Genomic DNA, 26,900 nt, shown 5'->3' with positions numbered 1-26,900 from the left:
TTTGGATAAATATTTTCGAATGTTTTTCGCCCGCATTGCAGACCGGCTGACGATCGACCAAGTCACCAAGGTGCCGGAGCAATTGTACGCCTCACTCTTACCTTGTTTATAATCAGGTAAATATAAGGAACCTCCCACATGACCTCACAATTTTCCAAAAAGGCCGAAGCCTGGTCCGCCCGCTTCTCCGAACCCGTCTCCGACCTCGTCAAGCGCTACACCGCTTCGGTATTTTTCGACAAACGCCTGGCCCTGTTCGATATCCAGGGTTCGCTGGCGCATGCCGAGATGCTGCAAGATCAGGGCATCATCAGCGACTTTGACCGCGCCGAAATCGAGCGCGGCATGGCCCAGATCAAAAGTGAGATCGACGCAGGCACCTTTACCTGGCTGCTCGACCTGGAAGACGTGCACCTGAACATCGAAAAACGCCTGACCGAACTGGTGGGCGACGCCGGCAAGCGCCTGCATACGGGCCGCTCGCGCAACGACCAGGTCGCCACCGATATCCGCCTGTACGTGCGCGGCGCGATCGACGACATCACGGTACTGCTGAACGCCCTGCGCGGCGCGCTGACCGACCTTGCCGAACAGCACGCCGATACCATCATGCCGGGCTTTACCCACATGCAGGTTGCCCAGCCAATTACGTTTGGCCACCATATGCTCGCCTACGTTGAAATGTTCGGGCGCGACTGTGAACGCATGGCCGATACCCGCAAGCGCGTCAACCGCCTGCCCCTTGGCGCCGCCGCACTGGCCGGCACCACCTTCCCGATCGACCGCGAGCGCGTTGCCCGCACGCTTGGTTTTGACGACGTGTGCCACAACTCGCTCGATGCAGTGTCAGACCGCGATTTCGCCATTGAGTTCTGCGCCGCGGCCGCCTTGATCATGATGCACGTCTCGCGCATGTCCGAAGAGCTGATCATCTGGATGAGTCCGCGCGTGGGCTTTATCGACATTGCCGACCGCTTTTGCACCGGTTCGTCGATCATGCCGCAAAAGAAAAACCCGGATGTGCCCGAACTGGCGCGCGGCAAGACCGGCCGCGTCTATGGCCACCTGACGGGCCTGCTGACGCTGATGAAGGGCCAGCCGCTGGCCTACAACAAGGACAACCAGGAAGACAAGGAGCCGCTGTTCGACACCGTCGACACCGTCGTCGACACGCTGCGCATCTTCGCCGACATGGCCTCGGGCATCACCGTCAAGCCGGACAATATGCGCGCCGCCGCCCTGCAAGGCTACGCCACCGCCACCGACCTGGCCGACTACCTGGTCAAGAAGGGCTTGCCGTTTCGCGACGCGCACGAAGCGGTGGCCCACGCCGTGCGCGCCTGCGACGACGCCAAGTGCGACCTGTCGGAGATGTCGCTCGAACGCCTGCGCGATTTTTCCAGCCTGATCGAGGACGATGTGTTCGCCGTGCTCACGCTCGAAGGCTCGGTCGCCGCGCGCGACCATGTGGGCGGCACCGCGCCGCGCCAGGTGAAGCTGGCGATTGCGCGCGTCAGGGAGCAGCTGGCGAAGTAAAACGGCAGGGCGCAGGCGCGTAGTTCAAACAATAGATAACGGAGACTCCTGCACATGTTCATGAAACTCTCACGCCTGATCGACGGCCTGAACGAAAAAATCGCAGGCCTGGTCGGCTGGGCGCTGCTGGGGGCCGTCATCATCTGCGCCGGCAACGCGCTGGTGCGCTATTCCTTTAACTACAGCTCCAACGGCTGGCTCGAAATCCAGTGGTACCTGTACGCCGCCATCTTCATGCTGGCGTCGGCCTACACCTTGCGGCGCGACGAGCATGTGCGCATCGACGTCATCGTCGGGCGCTTTTCAAAACGCACGCAAGTCTGGATCGACCTGCTGGGCTTTCTCCTGTTCCTGATTCCGGTGTGCCTCTTGATCCTGTGGCATGGCATTCCGTTTGCGCTCATTTCCCTGCGCAGCGCCGAAATGTCGAGCAACGCGGGCGGCTTGATCGTCTGGCCGGCCAAGCTGCTGGTGCCGCTGGGCTTTTTGCTGCTGGTGCTGCAGGGCCTGTCGGAGATCATCAAGCGCATCGCTTTTCTGACCGGCCGCAGCGACGGCCACGAATTCGCCAAGCACGTTTCCACGCCACAGGACGGGATCGACGCGATCAAAGCCGCCAACAATCTCGACTGAGCCTTCGATCATGGAACACTTCCTCATTGCGAATATCGCGCCCATCATGTTCGGCGCGCTCGTCATTTTCCTGCTGTCCGGTTTTCCGGTTGCGTTTTCGCTGGCCGCCAACGGCCTGTTCTTCGGCCTGGTCGGGATCGAACTCGGGCTGCTCAAGCCGGAACTGCTGCAGGCGCTGCCCAACCGGATTTTTGGCATCATGGCCAACGACACGCTGCTGGCGATCCCCTTCTTCACCTTCATGGGCTTGATCCTGGAAAGGTCGGGGATGGCCGAGGACCTGCTCGACACCATCGGACAGCTGTTCGGCCCCGTGCGCGGCGGCGTGGCCTATGCCGTCATTTTTGTCGGTGCGCTGCTGGCCGCCACCACCGGCGTGGTGGCCGCCTCGGTCATTTCGATGGGTTTGATTTCGCTGCCCGTGATGCTGCGCTATGGTTACGACAAGCGCCTGGCGTCCGGCGTGATTGCCGCCTCCGGCACGCTGGCCCAGATCATTCCGCCTTCGCTGGTGCTGATCGTGATGGCCGACCAGCTGGGCCGCTCGGTGGGCGACATGTACCGCGCCGCCTTCCTGCCCGGCCTGATGCTGACCGCAATGTACGCCGGCTACGTGCTGGCGCTGTCGATTTTCAAGCCCAAGCACATGCCGGCACTGCCGCTCGAAGCGCGCAACCTGCGCCAGCCCAACGGCGACAGCGGCATCGGTTCGCTGCTGGTGCTCATTGCCGGCGCCATCGGCGTGTCCTTCGCGTTCGCCCACCTGTGGGGCGCCAGCCACGCTGACCTGGCGAGCGACAAACTGGGCATCTACTCGGCCGCCGTGGGCATCGTCAGCGTGTTCGTGTTCGCGCTGGCCAATCGCAAATTCACATTGGGGCTGTTGTCGGTCATGGCTGAAAAAGTCGTGTTCGTGCTGGTGCCCCCGCTCACGCTTATTTTCCTGGTGCTGGGGACGATTTTCGTCGGCATCGCCACCCCGACCGAAGGCGGCGGCATGGGCGCCATGGGCGCGCTGCTGATGGCGATGGCCAACCGCCGGCTCGACTTTGCGCTCCTCAAGCAGGCGCTCGGCCACACCACGCGCCTGTCGTGCTTTGTGATGTTCATCCTGATCGGTTCGACCGTGTTCGCGCTGGTGTTTCGCGGCGTGAGCGGTGACCTGTGGGTCGAGCACTTGCTGACCAGCCTGCCGGGCGGCCAAACGGGCTTTCTGATTGTCGTCAACGTGATGTTCTTCCTGCTCGCCTTTTTTCTCGATTTTTTCGAGTTGGCCTTCATCCTGGTGCCGCTGGTCGGTCCCGTGGCGCACAAGCTGGGCATCGACCTGATCTGGTTCGGCGTGCTGCTCGGCGTGAACATGCAGACCTCATTCATGCATCCGCCATTCGGCTTTGCGCTGTTCTACCTGCGCTCGGTGGCGCCCAAGGAAGTCAAGACGTCGGACATCTACTGGGGCGCGATTCCCTTTGTCTGCATCCAGGTCATCATGGTGGCGCTGATCATCGCCTATCCGCGCATTGTGTCGGTCGAAAAAGCGGTCGACATGGAAGAAAAGCTGGAACTGAAAATCGATGCGCCGCTGGCCGAGCCTGACGCGGTAAAAGACGACACGGACAGCACGCCGGAACTGAATTTTTCCACTGATGGGCAAGCCACGCCGGACCAGGCCAAGCCGGAAGCAAAGAAGGAAGAAGACACGACGCCGGCGCTGCATTTCTCGACCGACGCCGACCCGAAAAAATAAGGAACAGCATGCGCATAGGCGGCGCCACGATGGGCAGGGCAGGTGCTGCAGGCCCGGCAGTTTGTAGCCCGCCCCGAAGCCGTTCGCTTTCGACCATGCGGTGCGCGCGCGCGATAAAGTCCGCCACTTCCCCACCGCACGGGGCATGGCATCGGGATGGATATTCATGAGTGGCCTTACCTGGTGGGCAGCGACAGCACGCCGCTGGAAGTGGGCATGTGCTTTTCGAATGAGCCGATGATCTGCATTCCGGGGCAATTCGGGATCCGCCACGAAGACCATTTTTACATGACGGCGACGGGGCCGAAGTGGTTCACAGAGCCGGCGCACCGCATTGACGCCCCGTTCGGGCTCGCCGCTCACTCGGTCTTTTGCACCAAGCCCACATACAGGCGCCGCGCGACGAAGTGATCGAAGCCACTCTGCCGAAAGGTACTCGATTCGGTTTGATAGGTGCGCTTGCTGCCGTCGAAAATATCGCTGGCGTTGACCGTCATGCTGAGCGTCTTCGTCAATCGGTGTTTCCAGCTCAGGTTCACACTGCTGGTGGCCCCATAGCGCCCGAGCGGCGTGATTCCCGCCGACTGGCCATGCGCGTCAAGCGACACCTCGTCCGGTCCCGCGTTGTAGGTGGCCGTGACGTTGATGTAAGTCGAGATACGATCCTGGCGCACCAGGCCGGGCAGGTCGGGCGTCTGCAGCATCACGCGGTAGGCGCCGCCGTCCAGGCCCACCTGCAGCTTTGCGTCGCGCTTCCAATTCACCGCCCCGGTGACGCCGGCCGAGCGCGCGCGCCCGCCATTTTGCTTGGAGGTCACCAGCACCTGGTCGGCAAAACTGCGCGCATCGGTGACCGTATCGCTGCTGGCGCGGTAGAAGGCACCCACACTGCCGCTCAAGTGCTCCAGGGCGGCATCGGCGCCTGCTTCCCATGAGGTGAGCAACTGCGGCTTGAGGCGGGGATTGCCGCGGCTGATATTTTGCGCGTCGACGTAGGTGCTGAACGGATTGAGGTCGCGCGAATCGGGCCTTTGCAAACTGCGCCGGTAGCCAAGCGTCAGACCGGTGCTGTCGCTGACGGCATACTTCAGGTTCAGGCTGGGATTGAACGCCTGCCAATGGCTGGTCTGCGCGCTGTTTTGCACGCTGCCCTGCGCGGGACTGACCCGCAGCGCCATGCGCTCGGCCCTGGCGCCCAGCAGCACTTCCCATTGCCCGCGTTTGATCTGGTCGGTCAGATAGGCCGCGCTCAGCGTGGTGCTCACCGCGTAGCCGTTGGTGGTGTCGGCCGCGGGCGTCTCGGCCCCGGTCGCAGGATCGACTGCGCCCTGGTAGTTGTCGATGTCGTCGCCCTGGCGCTGGATATCGACGCCCAGGCCCCACTGGCCGTGTTCCGATGGACGGCTCCAGTCGATGCTCGCTTCGCTCAGGTGGCGCGCCGACCTGGTGGCGCCGTGACTGTAGGCGGTGGCGCGCACAGGTTGCACGAACACGTCGCGATACGACTTGTCGATCAGCCCGTGCGTATCGCTACGCTGGAGCGTGGCCTTGAGCGCGGCACCGCTGTCCTGGCGGCTGTAACTGAGGCTGGCGCTGCCGTCAGACTGCTCGTTGGGGCCAAGCGAAATGCGGTGAAAAATGCTCTGGGCCGCACCCGTACGTTCTTCGTTCAACACGTCGAACAGGGGGCGCGAGCGGCGCCGGTTATAACGCGTCGAAAGGCTCAGGCTATCGGTGTCGCTCAGGGTGTAGTCGACGCCCAGTGCCGCGCTTTGCACGATGCGGCGCACGAACACTTCCGACGCCTGCAGCGTTTGCCCGGTCTGGCCGTCGAGACGATTATGCCAGCCGACGGCCGAGCGGCGCACTTTGAACGTGCCGTCATGGCGTAGCGCCAGGCTGCCATGCACGCTCATCGCCTTGCGCGTCACGTCGCCGGAAGTGCTGACATTCCACAAGCCCTGGTCGGCGGCGCTGGCCTGCACCTGCCTGTGCGCGCCCGGCTTGCGATTGCGCTTCAAGACGATGTTCAAAATTGCCCCGCCATTGGCATAGGCGGCGGACGGATTGGTGATGACTTCGATGCTGGCGATGTCGGCGCCGCTCATGGTTTGCAGCGCCACCGCCCGCCCGTCACCCGACAACATGGCCGTTGGCTTGCCGTCGACCAAAACCGTGACCTGGCCATTCCCCTTGACCGAGATCTGCCCGTCGACCGTCACCGACAAACCAGGTGTCGACTGCAAAACGTCTTGCGCCGTACCGTTGGCCGCCCGCGGCATGTTCGATGCGTCATACACTGTCTTGTCGAGCTTTTTGACGACCGCCTCTTTCTTGGCTGTCACCGTGACCGTGGCGGGCGGCTCTTGCGCACGGGTTGCCGCCGGCAGCGCGACCAGGCCAAGGACGATCATGCTCAGTGTCTTGAGCGCGTCGGCACGCGACGCCGCAGCCGGGACGATTTTGGCAAAGGTGAAAACTCGATTGGAAGGCATATCGGCATTATAGATTTTTGCAATGACGAATGTGCGTGGCATCAGCCGAGAATGTTCACCGGCACCAGGCCCTAGTGGCAGCGCCTTGCCATCAGTGCCTGGCGTTGATCAGCAAGGCCGCCAGCACGGCGGCGAAGGCGTCTTGCTGTTCGGGCGCCAAGCGGCTGTTGAGCCAGAAGGTCCCGGGACGGGCGAGCGCCAGCGCGGCCACATTCTGGCCGCCGCGGTCGATGCGCAGGCCCAGCACATCGGAAACCGTACCAGGGTCCGCCGCAGAATTGTCGTGTGAAAAACCGCGCATGTCGTAGCGATCGCTGCCGATCTGGACCAGTCCGTATAAACCCTTGGCGTTGTCGTGCAGTTCCAGCGTGGCGCGCTGCGCGCCGCTGCCCAGTTCGCAATACAGCATGGACTTGCTCGATTCCACATCCACCCGGCGCAGTGCAATCGCCCTCGACTGGAACACGCGGTTGCATTGCGCGCTCCAGGCGGCGCGCGGGCCGGCGATGGCAAAGGTAAAACGTCCCGTCGCGCTTGCCTGGCTGTACTGGCCGATGCTCAGCTCATTTCCAACGCTGATGTCATGGTGTATCCCCGTCACCCCATAGCTGCCCACTTGAAAGTATCCGTCGCTAAATAGCTGGTACATGCGGCCGGCAGAGCGTACTTCGAATGGCGTGTCGGTCGAGGCAATATCTTGAGGGATGGTGTGGGTCACAGTGGCGCATCCGGTCACCGCGAGCGACAGGACCAGCGCGGCAGCTGTGGCGCCACGCTGCCGGATGGTTGATGACATGGTTTGCATGGAGCAGGTCAGTGACTTTACGATGATCACCAAGTATATTTAGGATCAAGGCCACACCCGCTGCGCAATGAAAAGTCTCTCCTGGCGGGACCAAACAGCGCGCCATGCGATACTTTTACAGCGTTCACGGCCATCACTTCGCCACGGATGGTACAGCAAATCCATTCACAAATATTTACAAATGGGAGATAGGTTACATTCCTAAAATCATCTATTATCGACAGACAAACGAACACATCAGGGTGGTTGCCATGCCAGTGTCACATGATGATTGTCTGACCGATATCGAAGCTGATTCCCTCGACAAGTCCCGCGCCGCGCCGCCTTCGTTGGCCCTGCCAATTGGCGCCCTGCTTTCCGGCGTGGCGCTTTCCGCCTGCGGCGGCGGTGGTGGCGGTGGTGGCGGCGCTCCCACCCCGACGCCAACACCGCCCCCGGTGGTTGTTCCGCCCGAACCCGTCACCCCCGAACGGGCCTCGCGCTTCCTGGCCCAGGCCTCGATGGGCGCCACGCGCGAGCAAATCACCAAAGTGCAATTGCTCGGCTACGCCGGCTGGCTAGACGAACAATTTGCCATGCCGGCCAGCGGCGCGCGCTGGGACTATCTGGTGGCAGGCGGCTACGACGCGGCGGCCAACAAGAACAGCGAAGCGGGCGCCGACGCCTGCCAGTGGCGCAAGCTGCTCACCGCGCCCGACACCTTGCGCCAGCGCGTCACGCTCGCGCTCTCCGAAATTCTGGTCGCGGCCGTCACCGGTTTCGTCGGTTCGGGCTGGAAGGCATTTTCGGCCGCCGCCTACCTCGACCTGCTGGAAGAAAACGCCTTTGGCAGCTACCGCACGCTGCTGCAACAAGTCTCGCTCAGCGCGCCGATGGGTGAATTTCTCACCTACCGCAACAACGTCAAGTTCAACGCGACCACCGGCGCCATGCCGGACGAGAACTACGCGCGCGAAATCATGCAGCTGTTTACCATCGGCCTGGTCCAGCTTAACCTCGACGGCACGCCAAAACTGCGCACTGGCCTGCCCACGGAAACCTATACGCTGGACGACATCACCGGCCTGGCGCGCGTGTTCACCGGCTGGAACTACGACTTGACGGGCACCACCACCGACACGCCGGACTTCAAGCGTCGCCCGATGATTCAAACCGCCACCCGTCACGAGGGGGGCAGCAAGACATTTTTGGGCACCACGATCGCGGCCGGCGTCGACGGTGTCGCCAGCCTGAGCCAGGCGCTGGACGCTATCTTCGCGCACGCCAACGTGGGGCCGTTCATCGGCCGCCAGCTGATCCAGCGCATGGTGTGCAGCAACCCGAGCGCGGCCTACGTGACGCGCGTGGCTACCGTGTTCAATAACGATGGCAGCGGCGTCAAGGGCAACCTGAAGGCCGTGATCAAGGCCATTTTGCTCGACGCCGAGGCGCGCAGCGCGGCGCACCTGCTCGAGCCTGGCTTCGGCAAATTGCGCGAGCCGATCCTGCGCTTGACCGCCTGGGGCCGCGCCTTCAAGGCCACCTCCCCCAGCGACGCCTGGGCCATTGGCAATACGTCCGATCCGGGCACGCGCCTAGGCCAGAGCCCCTTGCGTTCCGGCAGCGTGTTCAATTTTTTCCGGCCCGGCTACGTGCCGCCCAACAGTGCCATGGGCACGGCCGGCCTGGTGGCGCCGGAGTTTCAGATCACTAACGAGTCGACCGTGGTTGGCTACGTCAATTACCTGCAGACCGTGATCAGCCGCGGCGTGGGCGACGTCAAGGGCGACTACAGCGCCCTGCTGCCGCTGGCCGACACGGCGCAAACGCTGCTCGATGAAATCAACGTGGTGCTGGTCGCCGGCCAGTTGTCGGCGCCAACGGTGGCATTGATCAAAGGCGCGCTGGACAGCATGCCATCGGGCACCGATGCAAGCCGACTTAACCGCATTTACGCAGCGCTCGTCATGGTGATGGCCGCGCCTGAATTCATTGTGCAAAAATAGGAGCCGCCTTGAACAGCAAAGATGGAATGACCGCATCGCGGCGCGCCTTTCTGAAACGCGCATCGGCCCTGTCCGTTGCCGGCGTGGCGGCGCCTTGGGCAATCAACCTGGCTGCGATGGCGGAAGCGAGCGCGGCAGGCGCCACCGATTACAAGGCGCTGGTCTGCGTATTCCTGTACGGCGGCAACGACTATGCGAACACACTGGTGCCGTACGACACCAGCAATTACGCTATTTACCAGCAGGCGCGACCGTCGTTTGCCCACAGCCGCGACAGCCTGGCCGCCACCGCGCTCACGAGCGCCACCGCTCCGCTCGACACGGCCGGGTTCGCCCACCAGTACGCGCTGGCGCCGGGCCTGGCGCCGCTCGTGCCCTTGTTCAATACGGGCAAGCTGGGCGTGCTGCTCAACGTCGGCACGCTGGTGCAGCCGACCACCAAGAGGCAATACACGAACAAGTCAGTCAAGCTGCCGCCAAAGTTGTTTTCGCACAATGACCAGCAATCGGTATGGCAATCATCCTCGCCGGAAGGGGCAACCTCGGGCTGGGGCGGGCGCATGGGCGACCTGTTCCAGGCGGGAAACACGTATGCTACCTTCACCTGCGTGAACGTGTCGGGCAATGCCGTCTATTTGTCCGGCAAGAGCGCCGTGCAATATCAAGTATCGACCAGCGGCTCGGTCCCGCTTTCCGGCTTGAAAAATCCCTTGTTTGGTTCGAGCGCGGCGAGCGCTGCCCTGCGCACGCTGATTACCCAGCCACGCGCGCACATGCTGGAAAACGAATACAACATCGTCAGCAAGCGCTCGATCGAGGCCAATGACATCTTGACTGGCGCGCTGGCAAGCGCCCCGGCGCTCACCACGGTGTTCCCGGCCGGGAACAGCTTGGGCGACCAGCTCAAGCTGGTGGCGCGCATGATCTCGGCATCGGGCACGCTGGGTACCAAGCGCCAGGTGTTTTTCGTGTCGCTGGGCGGCTTTGATACGCACGACGGCATGCTGACCGACCACCCGGTATTGATGAGCAAACTGGGCGACGCGCTGGCGGCCTTTTATGCAGCGACGGCGGAACTTGGCGTTGCCAATCAGGTCACAACGTTTACCGCATCAGACTTTGGCCGTACGCTGACGGGCAACGCCAACGGATCCGACCACGGCTGGGGCAGCATGCATTTTGTCATGGGCGGCGCAGTGAACGGCAGCAAGTTTTACGGTACCGCGCCAATTGTCGCCAACGGCGGCCCGGACGATGTGGGCCAGGGGCGCTTGTTGCCGACCACATCAGTCGAACAAGTTGCCGCCACCGTCGGCGGCTGGCTCGGCGTCTCGGACAGCGAATTGCTGTCGCTATTGCCTAACTTGTCGAACTACAATTCAACCGTGCGCAAGCTCGGCTTCGTTTAAACTTCAGTCTTGAAACACTACCGCATCTTTTGCTAGCTGCATTTTTTACAACGTACGGCGTCGCAGTTTCCATGCGGTCGAACTTTCTTGATGGCAGAACCGAACGACACGTCGTTTGACGAACTTTTCCTGGCGCACCCGCTGCCGATGTGGGTGTACGACCTGGAGACGCTGGCGTTCCTGGCGGTAAACACGGCCGCTGTCGTTCACTACGGTTACAGCGAGGCGGAATTTCTGGCGCTGACGATCGCCGATTTGCGCCCCGCCGATGAACTGCCCAGGCTGTACGCCAACCTGAAAAGCGCGCCGCGCGACACGTTCGAAAAATCCGGCACCTGGCACCATTGCACAAAAGAAGGCGCGCTGATCGACGTCGAGATCAGCTCGCACCCCTTGTTGTTTCACGGCCGCGCGTGCAAGTTCGTGCTGGCCCATGACGTGACGGACCGGGTCCAGGCGCAGCGCAAGATCGCTCGCCTGAACCGCGTCTATGCGCTGCTGTCGGGGATCAATTCGGCCATTGTGCGCATTCGCGACCGTGATGCCCTGTTCAAGGAAGCGTGCCGCCTGGCGACCATGGAAGGCGGCTTCGTCGCGGCCAGCATCGACAAGGCGGAGGCGCACGGCGCAACGCTGCGCAATGAGTCCCATGCAGGGTGCGCTTTGCCGGCGCGGGCGGCGCTGCTTGACAGCGGCTGGATTGCCACGCGCGCGGCGCGCGAGCGCACCCCGGTCGTGTGCAACGACATCGATACAGATGGGGCCATGGTCCCCTTCTGCGACCACCTTGCCGCGCGCGGCTTTCGGGCCGTGGCGTCGTTTCCGCTGCTGGTGGGCGAGCGCCTGGAGGCGGTGCTCACGCTGGTGTCCGACACGCCCCACGTGTTCGACGCCGACGAACTGAAAGTGCTCAACGAACTGGCCGGCGACCTCTCGTTTGCGCTGCTGTTCCTGGACCGCGAAGAGCAGCTGAGCTACATGGCCTATTACGACGTCATGACCGCCCTGCCCAACCGGCGCCTGTTCCAGGACCGGCTGGCGCAACTGCTGCATGCCGGGTCGCACCCGCTGCTGGGGGTGGCGCTGATCAACCTGGACCGCTTTGCGCAGTTGAACGACGCGCTGGGCCGCCACGCCGGCGACGCCTTGCTGGTACAGATCGCCCAGCGCCTGGGCGCCTGCCTGCCCGACGCATACAACCTGGCGCGCATCGGCGGCGACACCTTTGCACTGACGCTGGCCGAACTGGCGCGCGCCGAAGACGCGGCCGAAGTCTTGCAGCAGGCGGTGTTCGGCGCGCTCGACCAGCCGTTCGAGCTTGACGGCCACGACGTGCGCATCTCGACCCGCGCCGGGCTGGCGCTGTATCCGGCCGACGGCGCGGACGCTGAAACGCTGTTCAAGCACGCCGAGGCGGCGCTCAAGAACGCCAAGTCGTCGGGCGAGCGCTATCTGTACTACGCGCCGCGCATGAACGCTGCCCTGGCCGCGCGCATGGCGCTCGAGCACGCGCTGCAGACGGCGCTCGAAGAGCATCAGTTCGAGATGTACTACCAGCCGCGCGTGGACCTGGTCAGCGGCGCGGTGGTCAGCGCCGAAGCCTTGATCCGCTGGAACCATCCGGAGCGCGGCGTGGTCGGGCCGATCGACTTTATCGCGCTGGCCGAGGAGACCGGCTTGATCCGGCCGATCGGAGCGTGGGTGATCGACGCGGTCTGCGCGCAGCAAAAGGCGTGGCAGGGCAGCGGCGCGGCCATTGTGCCGGTGGCGATCAATTTGTCGGCGGTGCAGTGCATGCAGGCCGAGCTGCTCAATATGATCGCCGGCACGATGGCCGCGTATGGGCTCGAGCAGCGGTTTATTGAGTTCGAGCTGACGGAGACGGCGGTGATGGACAACCCGGACGAGGCTGCGCGCAATCTGCGCGCGTTAAAGGCGCTAGGGGTGCAGTTGTCGCTCGATGATTTTGGCACCGGGTACTCGTCGCTGGCGCAGCTCAAGCGCTTTCCGTTCGATTTCGTCAAAATCGACCGCTCGTTCATATCGGGCGTGGGCAGCAATGCCGGGGATGAGGCGATTGCCGCAGCCATTATCGCCATGGCGCACAGCATGGGACTGAAGGTGGTGGCTGAAGGCGTGGAGACCGACGCGCAGCTGGCGGTGATGCGCACGCTTGCGTGCGATGAGATGCAGGGTTTCTTGTTCAGCAAGGCGCTGCCGGCGGGTGAGTTCGAGGCGCTGGTGCGGTCGGGCAGGCATCTGTAGCTCGCTTGGCGGAATGCGGCCAAGGCCTTTTCCGCCCTACGGTCCGAGGTATGCGTAGGGCGGAAAAACGAAGTGCATTCCGCCAAGCGAGCCGAGGCCTACGTAGGGCGGAAAAACGAAGTGCATTCCGCCAGGCGAGCCGAGGTTTACGTAGGGCGGAAAAACGAAGTGCATTCCGCCATGTTCCGCCCGGGACCAGCTTAGGTTTGCACCAGCCGCAATGAGCGCTTCATCACCAGCGTCAAAATATCATAGCTCGCCACCAGTTCGTCATTCTGGTTCGTCACCTGCACATCCCACGCCACAACGCCCTGCCCCACACCCTGTTCATCGGTGCGGTTGCGGTCCACTTTGCGCTTGCACGTGAGCCGCGCGCGGATCGTGTCGCCAATGGCCACCGGCGTAATGAAGCGCAGATTATCGAGCCCGTAGTTGGCCAGCACCGGCCCCGGCGCGGGCGAAACGAACAAGCCTGCCGCGGCCGACAGCACAAAGTAACCGTGCGCAATGCGCTTGCCGAACTGCGACTCGCGCGCCGCAATCTCGTCAAAGTGCATGTAGAAAAAGTCGCCCGAGATCCCGCCAAAGGCGACGATATCGGCCTCGCTCACGGTGCGCCGGTGCGTCAGCAGCGAGTCGCCCATTTCCAGGTCCTCGAAGTACTTGCGAAACGGATGCAGCTCGCTTTCCTTGACCGCTGCGCCCCGCACATACTCGCCCGTGACGGCGGCCAGCATGGTGGGTGAACCCTGCAACGCGGCGCGCTGCAGGAAGTGGCGCACCGCGCGGATTCCGCCCAGCTCTTCGCCGCCACCGGCGCGCCCAGGGCCGCCATGCTTCAATTGGGGCAATGGCGAACCGTGCCCGGTCGAATCGACCGCCGCTTCGCGATCGAGCACCAGCACGCGCCCGTGCGAGGCGGCGATTACCGGCACCGCCCTGGCCGCGATCATCGGGTCCCTGGTGCACAGCGTGCTGACCAGGCTTCCCTTGCCGCGCGCGGCCAGCGCCAGCGCTTCGTCCAGGTCCGTGTAAGCCATCATCGTGCTCACCGGGCCAAAGGCTTCGATGTCGTGCACGGCGTCGTTGCTCATGCCGTTACGGCACAGCAGCAGCGTAGGCGAAAAGAAGGCGCCGTCAGCTACGCCTTCGCCTACCGGCGCAAAGCCATCCTGTGAACCGAACAGCACCTCATTGCCCTTGGCCAGAAGCGCAACGCGCTCGCCCACGTCGCGCTGCTGGGCCATCGAGGCCAGCGCGCCCATGCGCACGCCTTCTACCGACGGGTCGCCCACCACGATCTTAGCCAAGCGCGCGCGCAGGCGTTCGCCAACCGCCTCGATGCGGTTCTGCGGCACGATGATGCGGCGAATCGCGGTGCACTTCTGGCCGGATTTTCCAGTCATTTCGCGCACCACTTCCTTGACGAACAGGTCGAATTCTTCATCGTCGGGCGACACGTCCGGGCCCAGGATGGCACAATTGAGCGAGTCCGCTTCGGCGGTGAACGGCACCGAATTGGCGACCAGGTTTTTGTTCACGCGCAGTATGGCGGCGGTGTCGGCCGAACCGGTGAAGGTGACTACGTCAAAGCCGCTCAAGCGGTCGAGCAGGTCACCGGTACTGCCGATGACGAGCTGCAGCGATCCCTCCGGCAGGATGCCGGCATCGTGGATCATGCGCACCACCGCCTCGGTCAGGTAGCTGGTGGCCGTAGCAGGTTTACCGATGCAGGGCATGGCGGCCAAAAAGCTGGGCGCGAATTTTTCAAGCAAGCCCCAGATCGGAAAATTGAAGGCGTTGATGTGCACCGCCAGGCCGCCGCGCGGCACCAGGATGTGGGTGCCGGCAAAGCCGCCGTTTTTGCCCAGCGCGAGTGCCGGGCCTTCATGCAGCACGTTGCTGGACGGGAGTTCGCGGCTGCCCATGCTGGCGTAGGCGAACAGGGTGCCGATGCCTCCTTCAATGTCGACCCAGCTGTCGCTGCGGGTGGCGCCGGTCAGGGCCGAGACCTTGTACAGCTCTTCCTTGCGCTCCATCAGGTACAGCGCCAGCGCTTTTAAGGCCAGCGCGCGCTTTTGAAAGTCGAGCGCCATCAGCGCCGGCACGCCGGTCTTGCGGGCGTAGGTAACGGCTTCGTCGAAGTCAATTTTCTCGGCGTGGGTGTGATAGATCAGCGCATTGTTCAGGGCACTGTGGAGCGGAACGGATGCTTCGGCGCCGAGCCAGCGGCCGCCGATCAGGCTTTGCAGGGTTGCTACGTTGGACATGGTGGGTCTCCAGATTTAGTTTTTTGGGGCGTGCGCGTCAACGCCGAAGTCGATGCGGCGACGGTCGGTTTCGGGTTCGGTCAAGGCGTCGACTTCGCGCATGGTCTGCAGCGAGCGCACGGCCAGGTCGTGGTACTGTTTTGTGCCGAAGCTCTTCCAGGCGACGTCCTGGTCGGTCAGCGCGCGCACCACGCGGGCGGGCGTGCCCATGACCATGCTGCGCGGGGGGATGATCATGCCGGCCTTTACAAAGCTCATGGCGGCGACGATCGATTCTTCGCCCACAACGGCTTGGTCCATGACCACGGCGTTCATGCCGACCATGGCATTGCGCAGGATGCGGCAGCCATGCAGGATGGCGCCGTGACCGATATGGCCGTCCACGCCGACCACGGTGTCGTCGCCCGGGAAGCCGTGCATGACACAGCTGTCTTGCAGGTTGGCGCCTTCTTCCATGATCAGGCGGCCGAAGTCGCCGCGCAGGGACGCGAGCGGGCCGACGTAGCAGCGCGGGCCGACGATCACGTCGCCGATCAGGACTGCGGACGGGTGGATGTAGGCGGTGGGGTGGACTACTGGCCGCACGCCGTTGATTTCGTAAACTTTAACCATAGTAGGTACCGATCCATCCACACGTAGGGCGGAAAAGCGGAGCGCATTCCGCCACTGTGGCAAGCATGGCGGAATGCGCTCCGCTTTTCCGCCCTACGGACACGACTACACTCTTTCGACGATCAAGGCGATGCCTTGGCCGACGCCGATGCACATGGTGCACAGGGCATACCGTCCGCCCGTGCGGTGCAGCTGATTGACCGCCGCCATCACCAGCCGCGCACCCGAGGCACCGAGCGGGTGGCCGATCGCAATCGCACCGCCATTCGGGTTCACATGCGCGGCATCGTCGGCCAGCCCCAGATCGCGCGTCACCGCCAGCCCTTGGGCCGCAAACGCTTCGTTCAATTCAATCACATCCATCTGCCCAATCGTCAGCCCGGTCATTGCCAGCACCTTCCGGCTCGCGGGCGACGGCCCAAAACCCATAATCCGCGGCGCGAGACCGGCGGTGGCCATCCCGACGATGCGTGCACGCGGCGTCAAGCCAAACCGCCCCGCCGCGTCGCTTGACGCGATCAGGATCGCACAGGCGCCATCATTCAAGCCCGACGCATTGCCCGCCGTGACCGTGCCATCCGGCGCCACCACGCCCTTGAGCTTGGCGAGCATCTCGAGGCTGGTGTCGGGCCTTGCATGTTCGTCCGTATCGAACAGGCGCGACTCGCCCTTTTTCTGGTGAACCGTCACGCCCACGATCTCTTCCTTGAACACGCCCGCCGCATGCGCGGCGGCCCAGCGCTGCTGGCTGCGCAGCGCAAACGCATCCTGGTCGGCGCGGCTGATGCCAAATTCCTTTGCTACGTTCTCGGCCGTCTCGGGCATTGAATCAATGCCGTACTTGGCCTTCATGAGCGGGTTGACAAAACGCCAGCCGAGCGTGGTGTCTTCGATCTTGGCGGCGCGCGCAAAGGCGCTGTCGGCCTTGCCCATCACGAACGGCGCGCGCGTCATGCTCTCGACGCCGCCGGCGATGATCAGCTGTGCTTCACCGGCCTTGATGGCGCGCGCGCCGATGCCCACCGCATCCAGGCTCGAGCCGCACAGGCGGTTGATGGTATTGGCCGGCACCTCGGGCGGCAAGCCGGCCAACAGCGCCGCCATACGGCCGATGTTGCGGTTGTCTTCGCCGGCCTGGTTGGCGCAGCCGTAGTACAGATCGTCAACGGCTTGCCAGTCCACGTGCGGATTGCGCGCGATCAGGGCGGCGATCGGCAGCGCGGCCAGGTCGTCGGCGCGCACGCCCGACAGGGAGCCGCCGTAGCGGCCGAAAGGGGTGCGGATGGCGTCGCAAATAAAGGCGTCGTACATATTGGTCATGGCTGCTTTCAGGTTAATGTCGGGCGCTGATCGATCACGCGCCTGGCCTTGCCGGTCAGCGTGCGTTCGATGCCTTCCGGGCCGACCAGCGTGACGCGCGTGGTCACGCCCACGTAGGTCTTGATATGGTGTTCAAGCTCGCGCGCCAGTGCCGCCATGGCGTCCTGCGACAGTGATGGGTCGCGCAGTTCGGCCTTGACGGCGAGCGTATCGAGGTGCCCTTCGCGCGCGACAATGAGCTGGTAGTGCGGCGCCAGAAGGGGCAGTTTGAGGATCAGTTCCTCGATCTGGCTGGGGAAGACATTCACGCCGCGGATGATCAGCATGTCGTCGGAGCGACCCGTGATCTTGCCCATGCGGCGCATGGCGCGCGAGGTGGGCGGCAGCAATCGCGTAAGGTCGCGCGTGCGGTAGCGGATGACCGGCAGCGCTTCCTTGGTCAGCGAGGTGAATACCAGCTCGCCTTCTGCGCCGTCGGGCAGCACGTCGCCGGTAATCGGATCGATCACCTCGGGGTAGAAATGGTCTTCCCAGACCACCGGGCCGTCCTTGCTTTCGATGCATTCGCTGGCCACGCCCGGGCCCATCACCTCGGACAGGCCGTAGATGTCGACGGCGTCGATGCCGGCGCGCTGTTCAATCTCGCGGCGCATCGCTTCGGTCCACGGCTCGGCCCCGAAGATGCCCACTTTCAGCGACGACTTGGCAGCATCCAGGCCCTGGCGCGTGAATTCCTCGACGATGTTGAGCATGTACGAGGGCGTGACCATGATGATCTCGGGCTTGAAGTCGCAGATCAGCTGCACCTGCTTTTCAGTCTGCCCGCCGGACATGGGGATGACGGTGCAGCCCAGGCGCTCGGCGCCATAATGGGCGCCCAGCCCGCCGGTGAACAGGCCGTAGCCGTAGGCGACGTGCACCATGTCGCCGGCCCGCCCGCCGGCCGCGCGGATCGAACGCGCCACCACGCCGGCCCAGGTGTCGATATCGTTTTGCGTGTAGCCGACCACGGTCGCCTTGCCGGTGGTGCCGGACGAGGCGTGAATGCGCACCACTTTCTCGCGCGGTACCGCGAACATGCCGAACGGGTAATTGTCGCGCAGGGTCTTTTTGTCGGTGAACGGGAATTTGGCGAGGTCGGCCAGCGAGCGCAGATCGTCCGGATGCACCCCCGCCGCGTCGAACGCCGCTTTGTAATGCGCCACGTTGTCGTAGGCGTGCCTGAGCGACCATTTCAGGCGCTGCAGCTGCAAGGCTTGCAGCTCGTCGGCGCTGGCAGTTTCGATCGGTTCCAGGTCGCCCGGTGCAGGTATGCGTTGAACCATGTTGTTGTCCCCAGCGTTAGCCGGCCACCATGCCGGCGACGCGATGCGATTTGCCGCGCAGCAGGGCGATGGTGCGTCCCTCCTGGTTGCTCACCTTGACGTCATACACGCCGGTCTTGCCGGCCAGCGCCTGCTCCACCGCTTCGGCGGTCAGCAGGTCGCCAAGGCGGCCAGGCGCCAGGTAGTCGATGGTGCAGCCTGCGCCAACCGTATTATGGTTATGCGAATTGCAGGCGAACGCAAAGGCGCTGTCGGCCAGCATGAAGATGTAGCCGCCGTGGCAGGTGGCGTGCCCGTTGAGCATGTCCGCGCGCACCGGCATGGTCATGCGCGCGTAGCCGGGGCGAATTTCGGACAGCTGCATGCCCAGCGCACCACTGGCATTATCGCGCTCGAACATGGTCTTGCCGGCCAGTTCGGCCAGCGCCAGAGCCTGAGCCTGAGCCTGAGCCTGAGCCAGCGTTGGCAGCTCATCCATGAAAGCGCGTTCCATTGGCCAGCTTGCGGCGCAGCAGCGGCGAGACGCGGTAGCGCTCTTCGCCGTAAGTGGCGGCCAGGTTCGACAGCACCGTCACTACGTGCGCGATGCCCACGCTGTCGGCCCACGCGAGCGGCCCGCGCGGATAGTTCACGCCTTTTTGCATGGCGATATCGACCGCGGCGGCCGAGCACACGCCCTGGTTGACGGCGTCGGCAGCTTCATTGGCGAGCATGGCAACCGTGCGCATGACGGCCATGCCCGGCACGTCGTCAAGGCGGGTGACGTGCAGGCCGGCCGCCTGGAACAGGCCGACGACGGCGCCATAGGCCGCGTCGCTGCACTGGTCCGAACGGGCCAGCGCAATGCGGGTGGCGCCGGCCGGGTCGAACTGCAGGTCGTACAGCACGGTGTCGGGATGGTTGTTGGCGTTGGCGCGTTCGGTCGCCGTGCGCCCGTCGGTCAGGAACACGGCGGCGCCGTTGCAATGAAAGCCCGGTGCTTCGTGCTGGCCGGCGCCCGGCAAGGGTTTGCGGTGCGCCACGCTAAAGCCGGCAGCGCGCAGACGCTGTTCGACCGGTTCGGTGACGGCGTTTTTCACGCCCGGTTCAATGCTCACGCCAACCGCCTCCGGCTTGGGCTGTGGCGCTTCAAGGCTGGCTGCCGCTTTCACCGCCTCGTCGCCGTACTGGTAAAAACCGCGGCCCGATTTGCGGCCCAAAAAGCCGGCGTTGACCATTTCTTGCTGCAGCACCGACGGCATGAAGCGCGGGTCGCCAAAGTACGCGTTAAAGACCGACTGCGTCACTGAAAAATTGACGTCATGGCCGATCAGGTCCATCAGTTCGAACGGGCCCATGCGAAAGCCACCCGCTTCGCGCAGCACGGCGTCGAGCGTGGCCGGGTCCGCGGCCTGTTCCGACAGCAGGCGCAGCGCCTCGGCGTAGAACGGACGGGCGACGCGGTTGACGATGAAGCCCGGCGTCGACTTGGCGTGCACGGGATTCTTTCCCCAGGCGGCAGCGGTGGCGAAGACGGTGCCAGCGACGACCGGCGATGTGGCCAGGCCGCTGATCACTTCGACCAGCGCCATCAGCGGCACCGGGTTGAAAAAGTGCATGCCCACCAGCCGCTCGGGGCGGCGCAGTTTGGCGCCGATCGCGGTCACGGAAATGGACGAGGTATTGGTGGCCAGGATGCAGTCGTCGGCCACCACGTTTTCAAGGTCGGCAAACAGCATGCGCTTGACGTCCAGGTTTTCCACGATCGCTTCGATGACGAGCGCGCAGCCGGCCACCTCGTGCAGGTCGGCCACGCAGTGCAGGCGCGCATTCGCCGCTTGCGCGTCGGCGCCGCCCATGCGGCCTTTTTCCACCAGCTTGGCGTAGACCTTGCCGATGTCAAGAATGGCTTTTTGCACCGCCTCGGGACGGGTGTCGAACAGCTTGACCTCGTAGCCTGCGGCCGCGACCACCTGCGCGATGCCCGCGCCCATCGCGCCGCTGCCGATGACGGCAACCACGCTGCCTTTTCCCAGTGCCGTCGCCATGCTCACTCTCCCTTGAAATTTGGCGGGCGCTTGCCCATGAAGGCGGCTACGCCTTCCTTGTAGTCGGCCGTGTAGCCAAGTTCGCGCATCATCAAGCCTTCAAGCTGGAGCTGTTCGGGCAGCGTGTTGGCCGAACTGGCCAGCAGCGCCTGCTTGGTGTAGGCCAGGCCCTTGGTGGGCGCCGTCGAAAAGTGCACGGCCATGGCCATGGCCTGGTCCATCAGCGCTTCGTCGGGCACGCACTTCCAGATCAGGCCCCACTGCTCGGCCCTCTCGGCGGTGATTTTCTCGCCCAGCAGCGCCATGCCCATCGCGCGCGCATGGCCAACCAGGCGCGGAAGGTGCCAGGTGCCGCCGGTGTCGGGGATCAGGCCAAGTTTACAAAATACTTCGACAAAGCTGGCCGATTTACCGGCCAACACGATGTCGCAGGCCAGCGCCAGGTTGGCGCCGGCGCCGGCCGCCACGCCATTGACGGCGCAGATGACCGGCATCGGCAAGGCCTTCAAGGCCAGCACCAGCGGCGCGTACCAGGTTTCCACCGATTCGCCCAGGTCCACGCCCTCGGAACCCGGCTCGACGGCGCGATCGGACAAGTCCTGGCCGGCGCAAAAGCCGCGCCCGGCGCCGGTCAGCAGCAGCACGCGCGCGGTGGGCGACGTCTTGACCGCCACCAGCGCGGTGCGCACTTCCATGTGCATGGCCTGGGTGAAGCTGTTCAGTTTATCGGGGCGGTTCAGCGTGAGCACCGCGATGCCATTGTTCAGCGTGAATTTGATGTGTTCGAAGTTCATGGCTGTGCCCTTTTTATTCTGCTTGATCGAAGTCGACGACCACCTTGTCGGTGACCGGGAAGGCCTGGCAGCTGAGGACGAAACCACGGGCGATCTCGTAGTCTTCAAGCGCGTAGTTGGCGTCCATATCGACTTTGCCGTCGATCAGCTTGCAGCGGCAAGTAGAGCATACGCCGCCTTTGCAAGAATAGCGCATGTCGATGCCAGCGCGCAGGCCCGCGTCGAGAATCGATTCCTTGTCCTTGTCCATGGTGAAGCTGGTGTGGCTGCCATCCATGATGACGGTTACTTCCGTCTCGTGGCGCGCGCCGGCGTCCAGCGTGCGCGCCTGGTGCTGGTGCTTGGGAATGCTGGCGGCGAACAGTTCAATCTTGACGTTCTCCTTGGGCATGCCGGCTTCCTGCAAGGCGGCCGAGACGCCGTGCATCATGTCTTCAGGGCCGCAGATGAAGGCGATGTCGATGTCCTCCACGCGTATCCAGTGAGCGATGAACTGCTCGCACTTTTCCTTGGTGATGCGCCCGTTGAACAGCGCGATATCCTGCTGCTCGCGGCTCATGACGTAGGCCAGTGTCAAGCGCCCCATGTAGGTGTCCTTCAAGTCGGACAGCTCGTCCTTGAAGATCACCGCCGACGAGGCGCGGTTCCCGTAAAACAGCGTGAACCGGCTGTCAGGTTCGGCCAGCAGGGTGGTCTTGATGATCGACAGGATCGGCGTGATGCCGCTGCCGGCCGCAAAGGCGAGGTAGTGGCGCGCATTGTCGGCGTTCAGGGGCACGTTGAAGTGGCCCATGGGCGGCATGACGTCGAGCGTCATGCCGCTCTTTAGGTTATCGTTGGCCCAGCTGGAGAACAGGCCGCCTTGCGTGCGCTTGATGGCCACCCGCAGCAAGCCTTCCTGGACGGCCGAGCAGATCGAGTAGGAACGGCGCACGTCTTCGCCGTCGATCAGCGCGCGCAGCGTCAAGTGCTGGCCCTGCTGGTAGAGAAAGTTCGGCGCCAGTTCGGGCGGCACGGCAAAGGTGACGACGATGGCGTCGCGCGTTTCGTGGCGCACCTGGGCGATGCGCAAGGGATGGAATTTGCTCATTGGGCTCGTCTTAATGGCACTTGAAGTAATCGAAGGGTTCGCGGCAATCCAGGCACTTGTACAGGGCCTTGCAGGGCGTGGAGCCGAACTGGCTGGTGAGCTGCGTGTGGGTGGACCCGCAATTGGGACAGGCAACGATCAACAGCGGCTCGGCGCGGCGCTTGACGCCTGCGTGCAAGCCGCTGATGTCGACCACTTGCTGGGCCGGCGGCGCAATGCCATAGCCTTTGAGGGCGGCCTTGCCGGCGTCGCTCATCCAGTCCGTGGTCCAGGCGGGCGAGAGCTGGTTGACCAGCCTGACGTTATTGACGCCGTGACCGTGCAGCGCTTCCTGCACCGATTCGGCGATCACCTGCATGGCCGGGCAGCCGGAGTAGGTGGGCGTGATCGTGACGACGCAGGCGTCGCCCTCGAAAGCGACGGCGCGCACGATGCCCAGGTCGACCACGGAGATGACCGGTATCTCCGGATCGGCCACGGCGGCCAGCCAGGTCCAGACCTGTTCGATGCTGGCGCTCTGCGCGTGCATTACCACTGTGCGCCGGGATAGGCGCGCTGCAGGAACTGCATTTCGGCCAGGATGAAGCCCAGGTGCTCGCTGTGGCGGCCGGTTTTGCCGCCGCGCTGCATCCAGGCTGCGGGGTCGGGCATGCTCAAGGTGGCTTCGGCCAGGATCTCGGACACGTGTTCGAGGAAGCTGGCGCGCAAGCCGTCAGCGGCGGGGGCCACGCCCAGCGCGACCATCGCTTCATCGACGGCGTCGTACAGGAACACTTCGCCGCTGTACATCCACAGGGCGTTCACGGCGGCCTGGGTCTTGACGTGGCTGTCGGGGGTGCCGTCGCCCATGCGCACCATCAGGTCGCCGCTGCGGCGCAGGTGGTAGGTCACTTCCTTGATCGACTTTTCGGCGATGTCGGCGATGCGCGGGTCGGTGGAGGCGGTCAAGCCTTGCATCAGGAAATAGTGCCAGGTGTCGAAGTAGAACTGGCGCACCATGGTGTCGGCGTAGTTACCATTCGGCTGCTCGACGATCAGGCAGTTGCGCAGGTCGTGGGCGTCGCGCAGGAAGCTCAGAGCGTCTTCATCGCGGCCGCGCCCTTCGAGTTCACCCGCGTAGGTGAGCCACATGCGCGTTTGCCCGAGCAGGTCGAGCGCGACGTTGGTCAGGGCCATGTCTTCTTCCAGCGCCGGGCCTTTGCCGCACAGCTTGGAGAGCTGCTGGGACAGGATCAGGGCGTTGTCGCCCTGGCGCAGCAGGTAGTCGAATTTTGGATCGGTCACGGCCGCGCTCACAGGTTCTTGACTTCTTCCGGCATCGGGAAGAAGGTCGGGTGGCGGTAGACTTTGCTGTTGGACGGCTCGAACAGCGCGCCTTTGTCGGATGGGCTGGAGGCGACGATGTCGGCCGCGCGCACGACCCAGATTGAGACGCCTTCGTTGCGGCGGGTGTAGACGTCGCGCGCGTTATTGACGGCCATTTCGGCGTCCGGGGCGTGCAGGCTGCCTACGTGTTTGTGGGCCAGGCCGTGCTGGCTGCGGATGAAGACTTCCCACAGGGGCCATTCTTTGCTCATTTTTTGTTCTCCGGTGTTTTGTTCTTGGCGGATCATGGCGGAATGCGCGCAACGCGCTTTTCCGCCCTACGATGCTGCGTCAGCTCCAATCGTAGGGCGGAAAAGCGCGTAGCGCGCATTCCGCCAATCTCAATTACGCGGCGGCGCGTACCGCTTTTTTGTCGGCGTACGCAACGAGCGCATCGCGAAACCATGCGCCGTCGTCATAGGCTTTGACACGCGTGGCCAAGCGCTCGCGGTTGCACGGCCCGTTCCCTTTCAAGACATTCTGGAACTCGCTCCAGTCAATCTCGCCAAACTCGTAATGCCCCGTCTCGGCATTGAACTTGAGGTCGGGATCGGGCACGGTCAAGCCCAAAAACTCGGCCTGCGGCACGGTCTGGTCCACCATGCGCTGGCGCAGTTCGTCGTTTGAGAACAGCTTGATGCGCCACTGCGCCGACTGCGCGCTGTTGACCGATTCGGCGTCGGACGGGCCGAACATCATCAGCGACGGCCACCACCAGCGGTTCAGCGCATCTTGCGCCATCGCCTTTTGCTCGGGCGTGCCTTTGGCAAGGCTCAGCATGATGTCGTAGCCCTGGCGCGCGTGGAACGATTCTTCCTTGCAGACGCGGATCATGGCGCGCGCGTACGGGCCGTACGAGCAGCGGCACAGCGGGATCTGGTTGATGATGGCCGAGCCATCGACCAGCCAGCCCACGGCGCCCATGTCGGCCCAGGACAGCGTGGGATAATTGAAGATGCTCGAATACTTGGCCTTGCCGGAGTGGAGCGCGGCGAGCAGTTCGTCGCGCGAGACGCCCAGCGTTTCGGCCGCGCTGTACAGATACAGGCCGTGGCCGGCTTCGTCCTGGATCTTGGCCAGCAAAATGGACTTGCGCTTGAGCGTGGGCGCGCGCGTGACCCAGTTCCCTTCGGGCAGCTGGCCGACGATCTCGGAGTGCGCGTGCTGGGAAATCTGGCGGATCAGCGTCTTGCGGTAAGCGTCGGGCATCCAGTCCTTCGCTTCGATCTTGATGCCGGCGTCGATGCGGGCCTGGAAGGCCAGCTCCTGCTCGCCCATGTCCTCGGCCGTCTGGACTTTTGTCAGGCCGGTTTCCACCAATTGTGCGTACATGGTTGTTGCTCCCGTTGCTAAGACTGGGAAACCATAATACGATACAAAAAACCCGAAGTATACCACTTTTTGTGGATCATATTGTTTTTCACGGTAAGATTCGCGTATGAAACTATTGACTCCGACCGAATGGATAGCCCAGTTCCTGGCCACCGACCCGCCGCGTTCCAAGTCGCTGGTGATGACGATCTTCGGCGACACCATCGCGCCCCATGGCGGCACCATCTGGCTGGGCAGCCTGATCGAGCTGCTGGCGAGCGTGGGCGTGTCGGACCGCTTGCTGCGCACCAGCGTGTTTCGCCTGGCGCAGGAGGGTTGGCTGGTGGCCAACCGCGACGGGCGCCGCAGTTCGTATGCGATCTTGCCGCAGGCGCTGCCGCGCTTTGAACGGGCCAACAGACGCATTTACGCGCCGCTGGCCACGCACTGGGACGGCAGCTGGACCATGCTGCTAGCGACCGGCAACAGTATCGACGCCCCTACCCGCGTCACGCTCAAGAAAGAGCTGGCGTGGGAAGGCTACGCGCAGATCGCGCCGGGCATGTTCGGCCATCCCGTGGCCAGGGCCGACGTGATCGCCGAACTGCTGCAGCGCCATGGCGTGCAGGGCAAGTTGCTGGTGCTGCGCGCCGGTGAACTGCCGGGCGTGGCGGGCCGTCCGCTGCGCGAGCTGGCCGCCGAGGGTTGGGATTTGTCGGCCGTGGTGCAGGGTTATCGCGGTTTCATCGACCAGTTTTCGGCCCTGCTGGCGCTGCTGGAAGCAAGCGCGCCGCTAGCGCCGGAGCAAGCCTTCGTGATCCGCACGCTGCTCATTCACGCTTACCGCCGGGTGCAGCTGCATGATCCAATGCTGCCGATTGAACTGCTGCCCGATCCGTGGCCGGGTTCAGCGGCATATGAACTGGCGCGCGCGCTGTACCGGATGACGCAGGCCGCAGCCGAGCAGCATGTGCTGGCCGCGCTGCGGCGCGAAGACGCGCAGGCGAGCGCCGCGGACGCTGCGTTTTACCAGCGCTTCGGGGGACTGTAAGCGGATTTGGGCTTGCTTGTGCTTACTTGTGCTTACTTGTGCTTACTTGTGCTTACTTCGATTACCTGCGGCTACCTGCGGCTACCTGCGCAAGGGCGGCGGATTCTGGTTCAGGCGCCCGATCGTGTCCCACATGGTTTCCACGGCCGGGCCGTGCTCGGCATAAAACGCCTTGGTGACGACCAGAAAATAGGCCTGCTCGTACACGGGCAGCGCCAGCATTTCGATCTTGCCGGCGAATTCGGGCAGCGCCAGCAAGCGTTCGCCCTCGTCCCAGACGCCGACTGCGGCGTCGCCCCGGCCGGCCAGCAGCTTGGACAGGTTGGCGTGCAGCGAGCGGCCCTGCTCATCCATCGGTGCGCCAATCTTGCGCAGCACGTCGATCATGGCCAGGCTGCCCGAGGGCACCAGCACCGGGCGCACCAAGCCCCCAACACGGCGCCCGTTCCAGGTGACCGGCCCGCCGCTGCGCTGGTACAGCATGATGCGCGCACGCATGGTGGCGCGCGCGGCATCGGGCACGCCGTGGCGCATCGGGTAGCGGGCATACGGCAGTACGTTGGGAATATAGGGCGTCATGGGAAACGCATGAACGACGTTCACTTCGGCTTCGGCGCGGCAGCGCGCCAGCGGCACGGCGTAAAATTCGAGCTCGAAACCGGCCGCGCGGGCGCCCGCTTCGACCAGCTTGCCGACACTGCCGCCGCCGTCGGGCAGCAGGTAGGGTGCGTGCGGATGCACGTCGGTGCACACGCGCAGCTTTGCGGCCAGGCACAGGCCAGGACACAGCAAAACAATGGTAAAGAACAGGGAAAACGGCGACACGCTCACTCCCATGGAGGATGTGCCGCCATTCTACA

Annotated in this window: 22 protein-coding genes and 1 pseudogene; 8 read left to right on the top strand and 15 right to left on the bottom strand. The window is 63.9% G+C overall.

Features of this window, described 5'->3' with window-relative positions; genetic code table 11:
* The first annotated feature begins 138 nt into the window (after positions 1-138).
* The 4 genes and pseudogenes from argH to ACP7D4_RS10455 all read left to right on the top strand — a co-directional run.
* Entirely contained in the window at positions 139-1,536 is a 1,398-nt protein-coding gene (argH, locus tag ACP7D4_RS10470; protein WP_426104176.1) for an argininosuccinate lyase, read from the top strand.
* Between the two features lie 60 nt (positions 1,537-1,596).
* Positions 1,597-2,169 (top strand): TRAP transporter small permease subunit, encoded by a 573-nt coding sequence (locus ACP7D4_RS10465; protein ID WP_426209024.1) that lies wholly within the window; start codon positions 1,597-1,599, stop codon positions 2,167-2,169.
* Positions 2,170-2,179: 10 nt separating this feature from the next.
* The gene (locus ACP7D4_RS10460; RefSeq protein WP_426208996.1) at positions 2,180-3,916 is read left to right on the top strand and encodes a TRAP transporter large permease; all 1,737 of its coding nucleotides are present in this window, start codon (positions 2,180-2,182) and stop codon (positions 3,914-3,916) included.
* Between the two features lie 141 nt (positions 3,917-4,057).
* Positions 4,058-4,327 (top strand): annotated as a pseudogene (locus tag ACP7D4_RS10455) (M24 family metallopeptidase); the annotation flags it as partial.
* Here the strand turns inward: ACP7D4_RS10455 and ACP7D4_RS10450 are convergent.
* Both ACP7D4_RS10450 and ACP7D4_RS10445 read right to left on the bottom strand, forming a co-directional pair.
* Entirely contained in the window at positions 4,276-6,411 is a 2,136-nt protein-coding gene (locus ACP7D4_RS10450; protein WP_426208994.1) for a TonB-dependent receptor, read from the bottom strand. The pseudogene ACP7D4_RS10455 and the gene ACP7D4_RS10450 overlap by 52 nt on opposite strands.
* Positions 6,412-6,502: 91 nt before the next feature.
* Positions 6,503-7,207, bottom strand: a complete 705-nt coding sequence (locus ACP7D4_RS10445) for a hypothetical protein (RefSeq protein WP_426104172.1) — start codon at positions 7,205-7,207, stop codon at positions 6,503-6,505.
* A 260-nt stretch (positions 7,208-7,467) separates the two neighbouring features.
* Between ACP7D4_RS10445 and ACP7D4_RS10440 the strand changes: the two genes are divergently transcribed.
* The 3 genes from ACP7D4_RS10440 (at position 7,468) to ACP7D4_RS10430 (ending at position 12,875) form a co-directional block, all read left to right on the top strand.
* Positions 7,468-9,201, top strand: a complete 1,734-nt coding sequence (locus tag ACP7D4_RS10440; protein ID WP_426208993.1) for a DUF1800 domain-containing protein — start codon at positions 7,468-7,470, stop codon at positions 9,199-9,201.
* 26 nt (positions 9,202-9,227) lie between these two features.
* The gene (locus tag ACP7D4_RS10435; protein WP_426209023.1) at positions 9,228-10,610 is read left to right on the top strand and encodes a DUF1501 domain-containing protein; all 1,383 of its coding nucleotides are present in this window, start codon (positions 9,228-9,230) and stop codon (positions 10,608-10,610) included.
* A 90-nt stretch (positions 10,611-10,700) separates the two neighbouring features.
* Positions 10,701-12,875 (top strand): sensor domain-containing protein, encoded by a 2,175-nt coding sequence (locus tag ACP7D4_RS10430; protein WP_426208991.1) that lies wholly within the window; start codon positions 10,701-10,703, stop codon positions 12,873-12,875.
* Positions 12,876-13,075: 200 nt separating this feature from the next.
* On the opposite strand, the gene paaZ is transcribed toward ACP7D4_RS10430, so the two are convergent.
* From paaZ to paaA, 12 genes are all read right to left on the bottom strand, one after another.
* Entirely contained in the window at positions 13,076-15,145 is a 2,070-nt protein-coding gene (gene paaZ / locus ACP7D4_RS10425; RefSeq protein ID WP_426208989.1) for a phenylacetic acid degradation bifunctional protein PaaZ, read from the bottom strand.
* A gap of 15 nt (positions 15,146-15,160) precedes the next feature.
* A complete protein-coding gene (locus ACP7D4_RS10420) occupies positions 15,161-15,757 on the bottom strand; it encodes a phenylacetic acid degradation protein PaaY (protein ID WP_426104168.1) in 597 nt (198 codons plus the stop codon).
* A gap of 105 nt (positions 15,758-15,862) precedes the next feature.
* Entirely contained in the window at positions 15,863-17,068 is a 1,206-nt protein-coding gene (pcaF, locus tag ACP7D4_RS10415) for a 3-oxoadipyl-CoA thiolase (RefSeq protein ID WP_426209022.1), read from the bottom strand.
* Positions 17,069-17,085: 17 nt separating this feature from the next.
* A complete protein-coding gene (gene paaK / locus ACP7D4_RS10410; protein ID WP_426104167.1) occupies positions 17,086-18,402 on the bottom strand; it encodes a phenylacetate--CoA ligase PaaK in 1,317 nt (438 codons plus the stop codon).
* Positions 18,403-18,418: 16 nt separating this feature from the next.
* Positions 18,419-18,880: a hydroxyphenylacetyl-CoA thioesterase PaaI gene (gene paaI, locus ACP7D4_RS10405; RefSeq protein WP_426104166.1), complete on the bottom strand. Its 462-nt coding sequence runs from the start codon at positions 18,878-18,880 to the stop codon at positions 18,419-18,421.
* Positions 18,873-20,429 carry a 3-hydroxyacyl-CoA dehydrogenase PaaH gene (gene paaH / locus ACP7D4_RS10400; protein ID WP_426208987.1) on the bottom strand — a complete coding sequence of 519 codons (1,557 nt, stop codon included), beginning with the start codon at positions 20,427-20,429 and terminating at the stop codon, positions 18,873-18,875. Before paaH ends, paaI begins: the two co-directional genes overlap by 8 nt.
* Positions 20,430-20,431: 2 nt before the next feature.
* Positions 20,432-21,223 (bottom strand): 2-(1,2-epoxy-1,2-dihydrophenyl)acetyl-CoA isomerase PaaG, encoded by a 792-nt coding sequence (paaG, locus tag ACP7D4_RS10395; RefSeq protein WP_426104164.1) that lies wholly within the window; start codon positions 21,221-21,223, stop codon positions 20,432-20,434.
* A gap of 13 nt (positions 21,224-21,236) precedes the next feature.
* On the bottom strand, positions 21,237-22,313 hold the full coding sequence (gene paaE / locus ACP7D4_RS10390) for a 1,2-phenylacetyl-CoA epoxidase subunit PaaE (protein ID WP_426208985.1): 1,077 nt from the start codon (positions 22,311-22,313) through the stop codon (positions 21,237-21,239).
* Between the two features lie 10 nt (positions 22,314-22,323).
* Complete coding sequence (gene paaD, locus ACP7D4_RS10385; RefSeq protein ID WP_426208983.1) at positions 22,324-22,842, bottom strand: 1,2-phenylacetyl-CoA epoxidase subunit PaaD; 519 nt, start codon at positions 22,840-22,842, stop codon at positions 22,324-22,326.
* Entirely contained in the window at positions 22,842-23,597 is a 756-nt protein-coding gene (gene paaC / locus ACP7D4_RS10380) for a 1,2-phenylacetyl-CoA epoxidase subunit PaaC (protein WP_426104161.1), read from the bottom strand. Before paaC ends, paaD begins: the two co-directional genes overlap by 1 nt.
* Before the next feature lie 8 nt (positions 23,598-23,605).
* The gene (gene paaB, locus ACP7D4_RS10375) at positions 23,606-23,890 is read right to left on the bottom strand and encodes a 1,2-phenylacetyl-CoA epoxidase subunit PaaB (protein WP_176652393.1); all 285 of its coding nucleotides are present in this window, start codon (positions 23,888-23,890) and stop codon (positions 23,606-23,608) included.
* A 133-nt stretch (positions 23,891-24,023) separates the two neighbouring features.
* Positions 24,024-25,010 (bottom strand): 1,2-phenylacetyl-CoA epoxidase subunit PaaA, encoded by a 987-nt coding sequence (gene paaA, locus ACP7D4_RS10370; protein ID WP_426208982.1) that lies wholly within the window; start codon positions 25,008-25,010, stop codon positions 24,024-24,026.
* A 106-nt stretch (positions 25,011-25,116) separates the two neighbouring features.
* Between paaA and paaX the strand changes: the two genes are divergently transcribed.
* A complete protein-coding gene (gene paaX / locus ACP7D4_RS10365) occupies positions 25,117-26,040 on the top strand; it encodes a phenylacetic acid degradation operon negative regulatory protein PaaX (protein ID WP_426104159.1) in 924 nt (307 codons plus the stop codon).
* An 81-nt stretch (positions 26,041-26,121) separates the two neighbouring features.
* Here paaX and ACP7D4_RS10360 read toward each other — a convergent pair whose 3' ends face one another.
* The gene (locus ACP7D4_RS10360; RefSeq protein WP_426104158.1) at positions 26,122-26,865 is read right to left on the bottom strand and encodes a hypothetical protein; all 744 of its coding nucleotides are present in this window, start codon (positions 26,863-26,865) and stop codon (positions 26,122-26,124) included.
* Positions 26,866-26,900 lie beyond the last annotated feature (35 nt).

This window comes from Massilia sp. TWP1-3-3, from assembly GCF_049897805.1.
Lineage (GTDB): Bacteria > Pseudomonadota > Gammaproteobacteria > Burkholderiales > Burkholderiaceae_D > Telluria_A.
Note: the sequence above shows the minus strand (reverse complement) of the source record. Positions and strands in the feature narration are given on the sequence as shown.

Bases quoted from the DNA above. Each gene is read 5' to 3' on its own strand.
- paaA (WP_426208982.1), bottom strand. From the start codon at position 25,010: ATGTACGCACAATTGGTGGAAACCGGCCTGACAAAAGTCCAGACGGCC.
- paaD (WP_426208983.1), bottom strand. From the start codon at position 22,842: ATGCACGCGCAGAGCGCCAGCATCGAACAGGTCTGGACCTGGCTGGCC.
- ACP7D4_RS10420 (WP_426104168.1), bottom strand. From the start codon at position 15,757: ATGGTTAAAGTTTACGAAATCAACGGCGTGCGGCCAGTAGTCCACCCC.
- paaB (WP_176652393.1), bottom strand. From the start codon at position 23,890: ATGAGCAAAGAATGGCCCCTGTGGGAAGTCTTCATCCGCAGCCAGCAC.
- paaI (WP_426104166.1), bottom strand. From the start codon at position 18,880: ATGGATGAGCTGCCAACGCTGGCTCAGGCTCAGGCTCAGGCTCAGGCT.
- ACP7D4_RS10435 (WP_426209023.1), top strand. From the start codon at position 9,228: ATGACCGCATCGCGGCGCGCCTTTCTGAAACGCGCATCGGCCCTGTCC.
- argH (WP_426104176.1), top strand. From the start codon at position 139: ATGACCTCACAATTTTCCAAAAAGGCCGAAGCCTGGTCCGCCCGCTTC.
- paaX (WP_426104159.1), top strand. From the start codon at position 25,117: ATGAAACTATTGACTCCGACCGAATGGATAGCCCAGTTCCTGGCCACC.
- paaZ (WP_426208989.1), bottom strand. From the start codon at position 15,145: ATGTCCAACGTAGCAACCCTGCAAAGCCTGATCGGCGGCCGCTGGCTC.
- paaH (WP_426208987.1), bottom strand. From the start codon at position 20,429: ATGGCGACGGCACTGGGAAAAGGCAGCGTGGTTGCCGTCATCGGCAGC.
- ACP7D4_RS10445 (WP_426104172.1), bottom strand. From the start codon at position 7,207: ATGTCATCAACCATCCGGCAGCGTGGCGCCACAGCTGCCGCGCTGGTC.
- paaK (WP_426104167.1), bottom strand. From the start codon at position 18,402: ATGGTTCAACGCATACCTGCACCGGGCGACCTGGAACCGATCGAAACT.
- pcaF (WP_426209022.1), bottom strand. From the start codon at position 17,068: ATGTACGACGCCTTTATTTGCGACGCCATCCGCACCCCTTTCGGCCGC.
- paaE (WP_426208985.1), bottom strand. From the start codon at position 22,313: ATGAGCAAATTCCATCCCTTGCGCATCGCCCAGGTGCGCCACGAAACG.
- paaG (WP_426104164.1), bottom strand. From the start codon at position 21,223: ATGAACTTCGAACACATCAAATTCACGCTGAACAATGGCATCGCGGTG.
- ACP7D4_RS10460 (WP_426208996.1), top strand. From the start codon at position 2,180: ATGGAACACTTCCTCATTGCGAATATCGCGCCCATCATGTTCGGCGCG.
- ACP7D4_RS10465 (WP_426209024.1), top strand. From the start codon at position 1,597: ATGAAACTCTCACGCCTGATCGACGGCCTGAACGAAAAAATCGCAGGC.
- ACP7D4_RS10430 (WP_426208991.1), top strand. From the start codon at position 10,701: ATGGCAGAACCGAACGACACGTCGTTTGACGAACTTTTCCTGGCGCAC.
- ACP7D4_RS10440 (WP_426208993.1), top strand. From the start codon at position 7,468: ATGCCAGTGTCACATGATGATTGTCTGACCGATATCGAAGCTGATTCC.
- ACP7D4_RS10450 (WP_426208994.1), bottom strand. From the start codon at position 6,411: ATGCCTTCCAATCGAGTTTTCACCTTTGCCAAAATCGTCCCGGCTGCG.